We start from the raw sequence: 13,015 nt of genomic DNA, 5'->3' as shown, positions 1-13,015 counted from the left end.
CCAAATTATAGAGAGAAAAACCAACATGATTAGCATGTTGGTTATGATGAATGCGGCAGGTTTACCAAGCTGTAGGTACCATCAGGTAGCCTTTGCCCCAGACAGTTTTGAATTTTTCTGGATGCTGAGGATCGTCATTAAACTTCTTCCTAAGTGCAGATATCAGCACATCGACACTTCTGTCTAGGCCATCATATTCTCGGCCTTTAGTGGCTTTAAATACCGCATCTCTAGACACGACTTCCCCCGCATTACTTGCTAAAAAGTGGAGTAATAAATACTCAGCGCTAGAAATTGCAACTTCAGTTCCGTCAATCGTTACTTTACGCGCGAGTGTATCTATATGTAATGCACCCACTTGAATGTTGTCATCATCGACCTCGGTTGTTGAAGGTGATTGTTCCGCAGCTCTGAGTAGAGATTTGATCCTTGCAAGCAGTGCACGAGGTCTAACAGGTTTGATAACATAATCACTCGCACCTACTTCTAAGCCGATGACTTCATCCATCTCTTCATCTTTGGCTGTCATCATTACGATAGGTTTGTTGTAGAATTGACGCAGATCTCGACAAACGCTTATGCCATCTTGCCCAGGCAACATAATATCAAGCAGTACAATATCTGGAGAGACGTCTTTTACCATAGCAACAGCTTGGTCGCCCCTGTGGCAAATATGTGTTGTATAACCTTGGTTATCTAGGTATTCAGCAACCCATTGGGCCAAAGATTCATCATCTTCAACAAGTAAAATAGTGGCGTAGTTTTCCATGTTTCCCTCACTAAAACCAATCACTTAAAAATGTAGTATACATCTACAGCGAAGGTATTCAGGCAATTTTATTGTGGCTTAATTATAAGAATTATAAGCAATAAAACCGCTTGAATACTGTAAAAAAATGTTTAGCGCACCTTTAACTTGCCCATTAGCTCGGCAATGAGGTGGGCTTCGATGTCATTTGTCACAGCTGAAACCTCTTGATTAGTGCACAAACCAGACACTTTAGTTAAAGGAGAGGTTTGATATTTGACTTGATATTTAGGCACTGACACTTTTTGCTCAAACCGCTGTTTACGTGCGGCCTCCGTATTGTGCAAGTTGATAAAATCGACAACGGCCTGTTCATTAGTGACTACCTGTTGCTGAGTAAACTTATATATTACAGGCTTATCAATAAAAGTATGACTAGATATACTCGCTTGAGCAATCCAAACGACATCAGCACTTTGTTTGTGATTTAAGCGAAAACTGATTTTTACTTCATAGTTACTGCATTGTTTTGATTGATTGCTTTTTAAAACAGGCGCATTGTGAGACTTAATCTTTTTATTCGCTTCGAGCTGTAAGTCTATGTCATTGGTTCTTTCTACTGAAAGTTGCTGCACGTTTAAAATGTAATCGGCATCGTTACTATTGGCTACAGCTAAACCAAGCTTAGAAAGTTGTTCTGCTAGGAGTTGATATTGTGGTGCTGTTAATTGAAGAGACTTAGGGTCAACCCAAACACGGTTGTTTTTATAAATAGGGTGTGCAGGAAGCTGCACCGATTTTATTTTTACAGGGTTCTGCTTCGCGTTGTAGGTTAGGAAAACAACTTCTTTTTTTAATAAAGGCTTTTTAGGTAAAGTAAGTTCTGGCGCCAACTGAGGGGTAAAACTACATGCAGAACTAAGTAATAAACCAACTCCAAGTATCGATAACTTACGCATTAAAATTCCTCAGATTAATAATTTATGCCCAAACACAAGACAACAAACGACAAAATGTTAGAATGCCGTTATGAAAACAGGAGCAATTTTTATGAAGACCCTGATTTACGCAGTTATGGGGCTCTTCACCGTTGAATGTTTGGCATTAAATAAAAACGACAAAGCCGAGCAGCAACAGTGGCAGCAATTTGTAAATCGCTATTCTAAGCAAGTCGAAACAAAACTCAAAGAAAAATCCATTCCTGGTGCGGCATTAAGTATCGTACAAGGTGATGATAGTTACTTTCAAAAAGGGTTTGGTCGAACAAAAGTCAAACAAGGCAGAAAAGTTGATGCACATACTCGATTTCGTTTGGCGTCAGTATCAAAAACGTTTGCAGGCTCGCTGACCGCTAAATTAGCAACTGAAGGCAAAATCGACCTAGACCGTGAAATCAGTCATTACCTCCCACAAGCGCGTGAGTCAAAGTTTGAAAACTTAAAAGTCTATAATTTATTAAGCCATTCTAGCGGCATAGTGCCTAATGCTTACGATAATCTGGTTGAATCTAGAATGAGTTACACAGATATCACAGATAAGCTTTTTGATATTCAACCGATATGTAAACCCAGCATGTGTTACGGCTATCAGAATGTGATGTTTAGTCTTATTGATAGGGTAATACAAGCAAAAACAGGGTTAGATTACAAAACCTGGGTTGAAGAATTTTTATTTGCGCCCTTAGGTATGCGCGACGGTGGTGTTGGTTTAAAAAATTTAACCAAAGACAAAAATTTCGCAGCGCCTCACGTTTTAGGCAGAAAACGTTGGCATACAGCTAGATTAAAGAGCAACTATTACAAAGTACTGCCTGCTGCAGGAATAAATGCGAGCGCGGCAGATATGGTCTTTTGGCTAAAAGCGCAACTTGGACACTTTCCAGAAGTACTGTCATTGGATGCATTGACTATGCAATCTAGACCTTATGTACAAACAAAAAGAGAACTTAAAAGAAGAATTTGGCGTAAGCATGTTAAAGAAGCACATTATGGCTTAGGTTGGCGCATATATGACTTTGAAGGCACATTGTTGTTTTATCATAGTGGCTGGGTACAGGGTTATCGTACTGACATTGTGGTCATCCCATCAATGAACATAGGTTATAGTATGTTGCTTAACGCTGAGAGTGGTTCGATAAATGAATTAACAGTTGAGTTTATTAAGCAGGCGATTGAGTGGAAGGAGACGTCAACAGCAAATGCTGTTGACGAGTAAGCTTAGCGAGGAAGTTGAATTTTCTTCTCTTCGCTTTGGCGATATAGCACGATAACGTGACCAATCACTTGTACTTTATGCGCTTTTGTTTCTCTAACAATTGCGTCAAAAATGAGTTGTTTCGTTTCTCTATCATTCGTAGGCACTTTCACTTTGATTAATTCGTGAATGTCTAAAGAATGATCAATTTCTAACATTACGCCTTCAGTTAGCCCATTTGCACCAAGCAAAACAACTGGTTTTAGTGGGTGAGCTAGACCTTTTAGGTACTGTTTCTGTTTATTTGATAATGTCATATTGGTAATATTTACTAATCTTAGGCTTGAATTATCGCTATTCTACCGCCATCTACAGAATATTACTAATGAGTTGCAGTTAATATGGCAAATAAAAAGCACTCAGCGAGCTCAAAACGCTGGTTAAAAGAACATGTTGATGATCCTTATGTTCATGAAGCACAAAAACGTGGTTTCCGTTCACGTGCGATTTTCAAATTAGAAGAAATTCAACTTAAAGATAAACTGCTTAAGCCAGGTATGACAGTAGTTGACTTGGGAGCCGCGCCGGGAAGTTGGTCGCAATATCTAGCTGAAGAAGTAAGTGATAAAGGGCAGGTTATTGCATGTGATATCTTACCAATGGATTCACTGGCTGGTGTTGATTTCTTACAAGGTGACTTTAGAGAAGAGGCTGTTCTAGATGCTTTGTTAGATCGTATAGACGGTAAAAATGTTGACGTTGTATTTTCTGATATGGCACCAAATATGAGTGGCAACATGAGTACTGACCAAGCTGGCAGTATGTATCTAGTTGAGCTAGCGTTAGATATGTGCCATCAGGTATTAAAACCAAATGGCGCTTTTGCAGTAAAAGTTTTCCAAGGTGAAGGTTTTGATCAATTTGTACAAGAAGTACGTAATTGTTTTAAAGTAGTCAAAATTCGTAAACCTAAAGCATCGCGTCCACGATCTAGGGAAGTATATATAGTGGCGACAGGCTACAAACTGTAGTACAGTTGAAGTGCATTATAGTTGAATTTAAATAATTTTTAGATACAAGAGGTTAACTCCTTGAGCGACATGGCAAAGAACTTAATACTCTGGTTGGTTATCGCAGTAGTGCTGATGACCGTGTTCCAGAGCTTCAATGGAAACGATCAAATCGATCGTCAAACGAGTTACACGCAGTTTGTAAAAGAAGTGCGTAGCGGTGCAGTACGTGATGTTAATATCGACAGAAGTACAGGCACTATCTCAGGTGTAAAAGGAAACGGTGAACGCTTCCAGACGATCATGCCTATGTATGATGAGGATTTAATTAACGACTTGCTTAAAAACGATGTAAACGTCAAAGGCGTTGCACCTGAAGAGCAGTCATTCTTAGCAAACATCTTTATCTCATGGTTCCCAATGTTACTGCTTATTGGTGTATGGATTTTCTTCATGCGTCAAATGCAAGGCGGTGGCGGCAAAGGCGCTATGTCATTTGGTAAGAGTAAGGCTCGTCTAATGGGCGAAGACCAAGTTAAGACTACATTTGCTGATGTTGCTGGTTGTGATGAAGCAAAAGAAGATGTTACTGAGCTTGTAGACTTCTTACGTGACCCTTCTAAGTTCCAAAAATTAGGTGGCAGCATTCCTAAGGGCGTATTGATGGTAGGTCCTCCAGGTACTGGTAAAACACTACTTGCAAAAGCTGTTGCTGGTGAAGCAAAAGTACCTTTTTTCACAATTTCAGGTTCTGATTTTGTAGAAATGTTCGTAGGTGTGGGTGCATCACGTGTTCGTGATATGTTCGAACAAGCAAAAAAAGCGGCACCTTGTATCATCTTCATCGATGAGATCGATGCTGTTGGTCGTAAGCGTGGTGCTGGCATGGGTGGTGGTCATGATGAGCGTGAACAAACACTTAACCAAATGCTAGTAGAGATGGATGGTTTTGAAGGTAACGAGGGTATCATTGTTATCGCGGCAACTAACCGCCCAGACGTTCTTGACCCTGCATTGCTTCGTCCTGGTCGTTTCGACCGTCAAGTTGTGGTTGGTCTACCAGACATCAGAGGCCGTGAGCAAATCCTTAATGTTCACATGCGCAAAGTACCGCTTGATGAAAATGTACAAGCGTCAGTGATCGCACGTGGCACACCAGGTTTCTCAGGTGCAGACCTTGCAAACCTTGTGAATGAAGCTGCATTATTTGCTGCTCGTGGTAACAAGCGTAAAGTGAGCATGGCGGAGTTTGATGCTGCAAAAGATAAGATCATGATGGGTGCTGAACGCAAGTCTATGGTGATGAGTGAGCACGAGAAAGAAATGACTGCTTATCACGAAGCAGGTCACGCTATAGTAGGTCGTTTAGTACCAGAACACGACCCTGTTTATAAAGTATCAATTATTCCTCGTGGTCGTGCGCTTGGTGTGACTATGTATCTACCAGAACAAGACCGTGTTAGTCACTCTAAAGAGCACTTAGAGTCAATGCTTTCGAGCCTTTATGGTGGTCGAATTGCAGAAGCACTGATCTATGGTGATGACAAAGTCACAACTGGTGCGAGTAACGACATAGAACGTGCTACAGACATCGCTAAGAAAATGGTTACCCAATGGGGTTTAAGTTCTAAACTTGGCCCGCAAATGTACATGGAAGAACAAGGCGAAATGTATATGGGGGGGGGGTCTCATCGCATGTCAGGTATGTCTGATGAAACAGCTAAGCTGATTGATTCTGAAATCAAAGACTTTGTTACTCGTAACTACGATCGTGCAGAACAAATTCTTAAAGACAACATGGATATCCTGCACAGCATGAAAGATGCGTTAATGAAGTATGAAACCATCGATGCGGGTCAAATTGACGACCTGATGGAGCGTAAAGAGGTTCGTCCTCCTCGTGATGCGCATGATCAGAAACCAGAGCCAAAAGCGAAGACTGATTCTAAACCTGAAGCTAAACCTGAAGCTAAACCTGAGCCTGAATCAAATGACTCAGAACAGGCATCGAGACCAACAAATGAGCTTGATGATAGCAAAGAGTAATTAATCTCAATAACAGCCCCGATTTATCGGGGCTTTTTATTTTAATTTCTTCGCTTAGCATATAGAATTGCGTTTAGTAATTTTTACCTTTTATTTCGAAACTTATTTTGCGAATTAGGTGAAACAAATACGTTAAAGGACGCTTCTAAACCACATGACCCAATTATCTCTTCCAAAAAACAGAATACTTGATTTAAACAAACCGATTATCATGGGTATTGTTAATGTTACTCCTGATTCATTTTCAGATGGTGGCAATTACAATTCTGTTGAAGACGCGTTTAAACAAGCTATGCGTTTAATTGAGGAAGGTGCAGGAATTTTAGATATTGGTGGTGAATCGACTCGACCAGGCGCACCAGACGTAGCCCTTCAAGAAGAGCTTCAACGTGTTATACCTGTAATCAAGCGCATTCGAGAAGCCTCTGATTGTGTGATTTCAATTGATACCAGTAAAGCTGCTGTCATGGAAGCGGCCATTGAAGCCGGTGCAGACATTATTAATGATGTAAGAGCACTTCAAGAGCCGGGTGCATTAGAAGTTGCAGCAAAATACTCTGATGTACCCGTTTGTTTGATGCATATGCAAGGTCAACCTCGCACGATGCAAACAAACCCAACGTATGAAAACCTTATTTCAGATATAAATCAGTTTTTTGAAGAGCGAGTTTTAACGTGCAGTAAAGCTGGCATTAATCAAAATAGGATCATACTAGATCCCGGTTTTGGTTTCGGTAAAACACTGACTCATAACTTTGAAATCTTAGAAAAATTCAATGCATTCTCGACACTAGGCCTGCCACTGTTAGCAGGCTTATCTCGAAAATCTATGTTTGGACAACTTTTGAATAGAGAAACAAGTGAACGTGTTGCAGCCAGTTTAGCTGGTGCATTGTTATGTGCTCAAAAAGGCGCACATATAATCCGCGTTCATGATGTGAAAGAAACGGCTGATGTCATTGGTGTATGGCAGGCAGCGAGAAATGGAGTAACACCCTTATGACAACAAGAAAGTATTTCGGCACTGATGGTGTTCGAGGTCTAGTCGGCGAATTTCCAATTACGCCCGAGTTCGCACTTAAATTAGGCTGGGCAGCAGGTAAAGTTTTATCTAAGTCTGGTACTAAAAAAGTTATTATTGGTAAAGACACCCGTATTTCAGGTTATTTACTCGAAACATCGCTAGAAGCTGGATTAATTGCTGCAGGCATTGATGTTGTTTTACTTGGCCCTATGCCAACGCCTGCTGTTGCGTATTTAACGCAAACATTTCGTGCCGAAGCGGGGATTGTGATCAGTGCATCTCACAACCCATACCATGACAATGGTATTAAGTTTTTCAATGGTAAAGGCTTAAAGCTTGGCGATGAGGTTGAGCTTGAAATCGAGGCTATGCTGGATGAAGAAATGACGTGTGTACCTTCTGAAAAGCTAGGTAAAGCCCGTCGTCTGGACAACGCAGATGGTCGTTATATCGAATTTTGTAAGGGTTTATTCCCAAATGACCTGTCTTTAGAAGGTTTAAAGGTTGTTCTTGATTGCGCAAACGGTGCAACTTACCACATCGCCCCTGATGTAATGCGTGAATTAGGCGCAGAAGTCATTTGTCATGCCTGTGAGCCAAACGGCACAAACATCAATCTAGAGTGCGGTGCAACGCATGTTGATAGTTTAAAGCAAAAAGTTTTAGAGCATAAAGCGGATGTTGGTATTGCATACGATGGTGATGGTGACCGTGTCATGATGGTTGACCATAATGGCCGAGTATTCGATGGCGATGACATCGTGTATATCATCGCTTGTCAGGCACACCAAGAAAATAATTTAGGCGGAGGTGTTGTTGGTACTGTGATGTCAAATATGGGCCTTGAAAATGCGCTGAAGGCCAAAGGTATTGATTTTGCGCGTAGTAAAGTGGGTGACCGCTACGTTATCGAGCTTCTAAAAGAAAAAGGCTGGAAAATTGGTGGCGAGAGTTCAGGTCACGTTTTGAATCTCGACCTTATTTCTACTGGTGACGGTATTGTCTCAAGTTTGCAGGTATTGACGGCCATGGTCTCGCAAAACAAGACATTGAAAGACTTGGGTGCGGGTTTCCAAAAGTATCCAATGAAAATGATCAATGTAAAGTATCAAGCTGGCACTGATCCAACACAAGCCGACGAAGTAAAAGCTGCAGTGAAAGAAGTAGAAGCTGATCTTGCTGGCAAAGGTCGAGTCCTTCTTCGTAAATCTGGTACAGAGCCTGTTGTACGCGTCATGGTAGAGGCGGAGCAAGAGAAGCAAGTACTAGACTTCGCTCAAAAAATTGCCGAAGTTGTTGAAACTGTGAGCAATTAAACAAATTTTCAATTTTATTTCTTGTAACTTTGGGTGAGGCGAGTTAGTATCTCACCCGCTTTTGATGCGGAGTATCGTATGTCGCAACGTAAGCCAATTGTCGCTGGTAATTGGAAAATGAATGGTTCATTAGAACTTGTTGAAGAAATTTCTTCAAAGGTACTAAGCCAAATAGAAGAGAAAGCATCTCTCATTGTTTTTCCTCCAGCAATGCTTTTAAGCTCGGCAATTGAAAAAGGTTTTGTAACTGGCACGCAAACTGTATCTGAAAACAACTCAGGTGCATTTACAGGCGAAACTAGCGCAGAACTAGCAAAGCAACTTGGTGCAGAGTTTTCTCTTGTAGGTCACTCAGAAAGACGTAGCCTTTTTGGTGAGTCAAACGAAGTTGTAGCAAAAAAATTTAGCAAAGCACAAGAAAATGCCTTAACACCAATTTTATGTGTAGGCGAAACAGAATCTCAAAGAGAATCTGGTGAAACAGAACAAGTTGTTGCTGAGCAAATTAAAGCTGTAATTGAGCATTCAGGTATAGCATCACTGTCGAACTCTGTGATAGCATACGAGCCCGTTTGGGCAATTGGTACTGGTAAAACAGCATCACCTGAACAAGCACAAGCAGTGCACAAATTTATTCGAGATATGATTGCCGAGTATGATGGTCATATCGCAAATGAGCTTCGCATCCTTTATGGTGGAAGCGTTAATGATTCTAACAGTGATTTGTTATTTGCACAGCCGGATATAGATGGTGGCCTAATTGGTGGCGCAAGTCTTAAGGCAGATGCTTTTTTAAGTATTTACAAAAGTGCATTAGGGAACGTATAAAATGTACGAGATATTATTGGTTGTTTACCTAATTATTTCTTTAGCTTTAGTTGGTATGATCTTAATCCAACAAGGTAAAGGCGCAGACATGGGCTCTTCATTCGGAGCAGGTGCTTCTGCAACTGTTTTCGGCTCTTCAGGCGCAGGAAACTTCATGACGAAGACAACAACAATTCTAGCGACTGTTTTCTTTGTTCTGAGCATCATTTTAGGTAACTTAACAGCTGGTCAAATTAAAAAGACTGATGAGTGGGAAAACCTTTCAGCACCTGTAGCGACAGAAACTGCACCTACTGATTCAGACGTACCAGTTTCGAACAATAATAACTCGGACGTACCTAACTAAAGAATTTGCGGATGTGGTGGAATTGGTAGACACGCCATCTTGAGGGGGTGGTGGCTTCGGCCGTGGGGGTTCAAGTCCCCCCATCCGCACCAATTATTAAAACCAGCTTTTAGCTGGTTTTTTTATGCCTGAAATTTACTAATGCTGAAATCAATAAAAATACTTTGATTATTCAATAGCCTTGATTAACATAAGTCATTATTTGCTCATTGAACTGTTATCTTGATCTTCCAAAATACTGCTGTATCACTTAGAAATAAGCTCAAGGCGATTGAGTTAAATGAAAGCCAAATCATTTTACAATTACACAACGATACACTTGCTTACTCATGGCAGGCGTTACAGTGTGCGCCTCAATTACATAAAACTCCTTTTAGCCATGTGATTGAGATACAGCTCAATGCTGATGATACTTCTTACAAGCATCGTTTTGCAGCGCAGGATGATTGCCAAAGCCAGCTAGACACCTTTTGGAGTAATGCCAATAAAACAGAATTAGTTAATACAATTTTTAAAATTGAAGCACTATTAAAGCAGTCATTTTTGTCACACCGAAAATGGTTAGCGATCAAAGATAAAGTGAATGCCTTGGCTGTAAACTGGCTTGCTCGAGATCTAAAGTGCCAATTAACGGACGATATACAAAAAGCACTGGCATCTTTAAAAGAATTAGTTAGCTGGACAGAAACAGATATTGCAGAGTTTAAAAACAGCTTTATCAATTACAAAATGCGAGAGTATAAATCATTCTTTGATAGGCTTGAGCAACACCCGCTCACTGAAGCACAGCAGCGAGCCTGTATCATTCAAGATGACAGACAATTATTGCTGGCAGGCGCTGGTACGGGAAAAACCAGTGTCATTACAGCGAAATTTAAATACTTACTTCACACCAAGCAAGCCAAAGCGGCAGACCTATTAGTATTAGCCTATGGCAGTGATGCCAGTGAAGAGTTGCAAGCGAGGCTTGAAGAAAAAGATCAAGTCATGACTTTTCATAGTTTGGGCAAGCAAATCATAGCCGATGTCGAAGGTAGTGTGCCTAAGGTGTCTGAATTATCTACCAATCTTCAGGCTAAAACGGCGTTTATAATCGATACTCTACAAGCGCTATACTCTGACGATTCATTTAAGCAGCTGTTAATTGCATTTTTGCGAAATAACTTTGCCTACAAATTTGAAGGTGAGCTAAGTACATTTTTAAACTCGCCATTAAAAAACAAGTTTGTACAAACAATTTTCACGCTGATCAGTCTCTACAAACAAGCACATGCACTTGACAAAATTTCTGAGCTAGAGACAAGGTTTTCAGACGATTTAACCCTACTGAGACATTTTCTAGCTGAATATAATCTCTATTTATCGAATGAAAATAGCATCGATTTTGATGACATGATCATTCGTGCCAGACAATATACGCTAGGTGGTCAATATACTCCGCAATGGAAGTTTATTTTAGTTGATGAGTTTCAAGATATTTCACCAATTCGTGCTGAATTGGTGAAAGACTTATTGGATAATAAATCAGGTAGCCAATTATTTGCAGTGGGAGATGATTGGCAATCAATTTACCGCTTTAATGGCGGCGATATTCGTTTTACAACAGAGTTTGCAAAACACTTTGGCCATGCAACGACCACCCAACTCGATAAAACATTTCGTTATTCTCAGGCTTTACTTGATTTATCTGCAGAGTTTGTTTGTGCTAATCCACAACAAATTACCAAGTCAATACAAGCTTTCTCATCAAGCTCATTACCTGCTGTAAAAGAAGTTTTTCACACAGATCCAATGCAAGGGGTGTCAGAAGCATTTGGGTACATTGCAAATCAAGCACCGACCAATGCCAGTGTATTAATCTTAGCTAGAAGTCATGCTGCGCTACTAGATAAATCAACTCTACAAGCAATTGAGAGCCACTATCAGCAACTTTCTATAACACAGATGACATTCCATGCTGCAAAAGGAAAAGAGGCCGATTACGCGCTTTTAATTGGGTTAGATAATAAGTCATTGCCTTCAAGAGTGAAATCAGCACCTTTAGTTGAGGCTTTACTGCCTCAAGTAGAGCGATTCAAAGATGCAGAAGAGAGAAGACTGTTCTATGTCGCATTAACACGCGCCAAAAAGCAGTTGGTGCTACTTATTCCTGAGCAGTCTCCGAGTGAGTTTGTGATGGAGTTAAACTACTAATACCAATCCGCAATAACACATTATCATTTTGAGGGGGTGAAACTGACGTTAACTTCGTTAAAAGTTTCTTATTTAGAACAACTAAATAGCAAAACTTTCGCCTCGCTATCGACAAGTTTTTCTTGCCTCAAAATAGAGCACTTAGTTAAGCCGACTGGGACAACTTACAAAATCACAAATTACTGATTTTCTTGTCGAGTTGATAGCCTTCATCAGTCACAATTTTTTCTAGTGTTTCAATGCGGCTTTTCAAAGATGCGATTTCATTTTTCATTTCATCTGTGCCCGCGGTATGTTTAAGTGTTTTTTCTTTTAACGCAAGGTAGCGTTTCACCCAATCACCAACAACACCTAAGCCAACACAAATGAAAACGATCATCACGATCATGGTTGTTCCTGACATAACTGACTCCTACTAACAATTCTAATTTTAGATTAGCAGTCTTATTGATTTAAGTTAGTGACAAAAGTCAGAGAAGGGAAGAACAGAGCTAGAATGAGGCTAACGGATAGTGCAACTACAATAGGTGATTGCAATTGCACATGAACAAATTAAGCTTCGTAAGGAAGTGGGTCGCTTGCGTTATTTAATGAAAACGCCTCTAGACGCTCTTGGCATGCACCACATTTACCACAGGCTTTTTCACGACCGTTATAGCAAGTCCATGTGTTGCTATAATCTAAGCCCATTTTTAGACCATCGGTTAAAATTTCAATCTTTGAATTATTTAAATATGGACAAACAATTTCAACTTCTTCGTAGTTAGCGATGCGGCAAACATCACTCATCTTTTCAACGAATTCAGGGCGACAGTCTGGATAGATGGCATGATCACCTGAGTGTGCGCCATAGAATACCTTGTTAGCTTTAAGCGAAACTGCATAGCCTACCGCCAAAGAAAGTAAGATCATATTACGGTTAGGTACAACCGTGCTTTTCATGCTTTCTTCTTCGTAATGGCCTTCAGGTACTTCAATATCATCGGTCAGCGATGAACCACCAATAAGCTGATTGATAGCAGAGATATCAACAACCTTATGGTGCACGTTTAAATCTGCACAGACACTCGCAGCGACTTCTAGCTCTTTAACATGGCGTTGACCATAGTTGAACGATAACGCATACACGTCAAAGCCTGACTTAATTGCTTTGTTTAACACTGTGTAAGAGTCCATTCCACCAGAATAGATTACGACGACTTTTTCACTCATAAGATTATTGCCTCGAATTTGATAGAGGTTTGCTTCAGGGCGCGATATACTACACGGCCGCTGAAAAAATAACAATTTTCACGGCCGATTTTTTGAGTT

Annotated in this window: 13 protein-coding genes and 1 tRNA gene; 9 read left to right on the top strand and 5 right to left on the bottom strand. The window is 40.5% G+C overall.

The genetic code is table 11. The annotated features are described in order from the left end of the window. Window positions 1-61 precede the first annotated feature (61 nt). Window positions 62-769 (bottom strand): response regulator, encoded by a 708-nt coding sequence (locus AAEU28_RS11565; RefSeq protein WP_421964256.1) that lies wholly within the window; start codon window positions 767-769, stop codon window positions 62-64. Window positions 770-900: 131 nt separating this feature from the next. Continuing rightward, complete coding sequence (locus AAEU28_RS11560; RefSeq protein ID WP_421964255.1) at window positions 901-1,707, bottom strand: hypothetical protein; 807 nt, start codon at window positions 1,705-1,707, stop codon at window positions 901-903. A 91-nt stretch (window positions 1,708-1,798) separates the two neighbouring features. Here AAEU28_RS11560 and AAEU28_RS11555 point away from each other — a divergent pair, with 91 nt between their 5' ends. Continuing rightward, a complete protein-coding gene (locus tag AAEU28_RS11555) occupies window positions 1,799-2,962 on the top strand; it encodes a serine hydrolase domain-containing protein (protein ID WP_421964254.1) in 1,164 nt (387 codons plus the stop codon). Between the two features lie 2 nt (window positions 2,963-2,964). Here the strand turns inward: AAEU28_RS11555 and yhbY are convergent, their stop codons facing one another. After that, window positions 2,965-3,258, bottom strand: a complete 294-nt coding sequence (gene yhbY / locus AAEU28_RS11550; RefSeq protein ID WP_138482925.1) for a ribosome assembly RNA-binding protein YhbY — start codon at window positions 3,256-3,258, stop codon at window positions 2,965-2,967. Window positions 3,259-3,342: 84 nt separating this feature from the next. Between yhbY and rlmE the strand changes: the two genes are divergently transcribed. From rlmE to AAEU28_RS11510, 8 genes are all read left to right on the top strand, one after another. Beyond that, window positions 3,343-3,972 carry a 23S rRNA (uridine(2552)-2'-O)-methyltransferase RlmE gene (rlmE, locus tag AAEU28_RS11545; RefSeq protein WP_421964253.1) on the top strand — a complete coding sequence of 210 codons (630 nt, stop codon included), beginning with the start codon at window positions 3,343-3,345 and terminating at the stop codon, window positions 3,970-3,972. Window positions 3,973-4,041: 69 nt separating this feature from the next. Beyond that, window positions 4,042-5,997, top strand: coding sequence for an ATP-dependent zinc metalloprotease FtsH (ftsH, locus tag AAEU28_RS11540; protein ID WP_421964252.1), 1,956 nt, complete (start codon window positions 4,042-4,044; stop codon window positions 5,995-5,997). A gap of 154 nt (window positions 5,998-6,151) precedes the next feature. Further along, complete coding sequence (gene folP / locus AAEU28_RS11535; protein ID WP_421964251.1) at window positions 6,152-7,000, top strand: dihydropteroate synthase; 849 nt, start codon at window positions 6,152-6,154, stop codon at window positions 6,998-7,000. Then, complete coding sequence (gene glmM / locus AAEU28_RS11530; protein ID WP_421964250.1) at window positions 6,997-8,337, top strand: phosphoglucosamine mutase; 1,341 nt, start codon at window positions 6,997-6,999, stop codon at window positions 8,335-8,337. The genes folP and glmM overlap by 4 nt, the downstream gene beginning before the upstream one ends. A 78-nt stretch (window positions 8,338-8,415) precedes the next feature. Further along, entirely contained in the window at window positions 8,416-9,165 is a 750-nt protein-coding gene (gene tpiA, locus AAEU28_RS11525) for a triose-phosphate isomerase (protein WP_421964249.1), read from the top strand. A 1-nt stretch (window position 9,166) separates the two neighbouring features. Then, the gene (secG, locus tag AAEU28_RS11520) at window positions 9,167-9,511 is read left to right on the top strand and encodes a preprotein translocase subunit SecG (protein ID WP_421964248.1); all 345 of its coding nucleotides are present in this window, start codon (window positions 9,167-9,169) and stop codon (window positions 9,509-9,511) included. A gap of 7 nt (window positions 9,512-9,518) precedes the next feature. After that, window positions 9,519-9,603: transfer RNA gene (locus tag AAEU28_RS11515), tRNA-Leu, on the top strand. A 130-nt stretch (window positions 9,604-9,733) separates the two neighbouring features. Beyond that, window positions 9,734-11,704: a UvrD-helicase domain-containing protein gene (locus AAEU28_RS11510; protein ID WP_421964247.1), complete on the top strand. Its 1,971-nt coding sequence runs from the start codon at window positions 9,734-9,736 to the stop codon at window positions 11,702-11,704. Window positions 11,705-11,876: 172 nt separating this feature from the next. Here AAEU28_RS11510 and AAEU28_RS11505 read toward each other — a convergent pair whose 3' ends face one another. Both AAEU28_RS11505 and queC read right to left on the bottom strand, forming a co-directional pair. Beyond that, entirely contained in the window at window positions 11,877-12,107 is a 231-nt protein-coding gene (locus AAEU28_RS11505; RefSeq protein ID WP_421964246.1) for a hypothetical protein, read from the bottom strand. Window positions 12,108-12,256: 149 nt separating this feature from the next. Then, window positions 12,257-12,916 (bottom strand): 7-cyano-7-deazaguanine synthase QueC, encoded by a 660-nt coding sequence (gene queC / locus AAEU28_RS11500; RefSeq protein ID WP_138631017.1) that lies wholly within the window; start codon window positions 12,914-12,916, stop codon window positions 12,257-12,259. Window positions 12,917-13,015 lie beyond the last annotated feature (99 nt).

The organism is Pseudoalteromonas sp. SS15, assembly GCF_049257195.1.
Lineage (GTDB): Bacteria > Pseudomonadota > Gammaproteobacteria > Enterobacterales > Alteromonadaceae > Pseudoalteromonas.
This window is presented reverse-complemented; position numbering and strand designations above follow the sequence as displayed.

What these genes read in the sequence shown, in the direction of transcription:
- rlmE (WP_421964253.1), top strand. Translation starts at nt 3,343, where the DNA reads ATGGCAAATAAAAAGCACTCAGCGAGCTCAAAACGCTGGTTAAAAGAA.
- ftsH (WP_421964252.1), top strand. Translation starts at nt 4,042, where the DNA reads ATGGCAAAGAACTTAATACTCTGGTTGGTTATCGCAGTAGTGCTGATG.
- queC (WP_138631017.1), bottom strand. Translation starts at nt 12,916, where the DNA reads ATGAGTGAAAAAGTCGTCGTAATCTATTCTGGTGGAATGGACTCTTAC.
- AAEU28_RS11555 (WP_421964254.1), top strand. Translation starts at nt 1,799, where the DNA reads ATGAAGACCCTGATTTACGCAGTTATGGGGCTCTTCACCGTTGAATGT.
- AAEU28_RS11505 (WP_421964246.1), bottom strand. Translation starts at nt 12,107, where the DNA reads ATGTCAGGAACAACCATGATCGTGATGATCGTTTTCATTTGTGTTGGC.
- secG (WP_421964248.1), top strand. Translation starts at nt 9,167, where the DNA reads ATGTACGAGATATTATTGGTTGTTTACCTAATTATTTCTTTAGCTTTA.
- tpiA (WP_421964249.1), top strand. Translation starts at nt 8,416, where the DNA reads ATGTCGCAACGTAAGCCAATTGTCGCTGGTAATTGGAAAATGAATGGT.
- AAEU28_RS11560 (WP_421964255.1), bottom strand. Translation starts at nt 1,707, where the DNA reads ATGCGTAAGTTATCGATACTTGGAGTTGGTTTATTACTTAGTTCTGCA.
- folP (WP_421964251.1), top strand. Translation starts at nt 6,152, where the DNA reads ATGACCCAATTATCTCTTCCAAAAAACAGAATACTTGATTTAAACAAA.
- yhbY (WP_138482925.1), bottom strand. Translation starts at nt 3,258, where the DNA reads ATGACATTATCAAATAAACAGAAACAGTACCTAAAAGGTCTAGCTCAC.
- AAEU28_RS11565 (WP_421964256.1), bottom strand. Translation starts at nt 769, where the DNA reads ATGGAAAACTACGCCACTATTTTACTTGTTGAAGATGATGAATCTTTG.
- glmM (WP_421964250.1), top strand. Translation starts at nt 6,997, where the DNA reads ATGACAACAAGAAAGTATTTCGGCACTGATGGTGTTCGAGGTCTAGTC.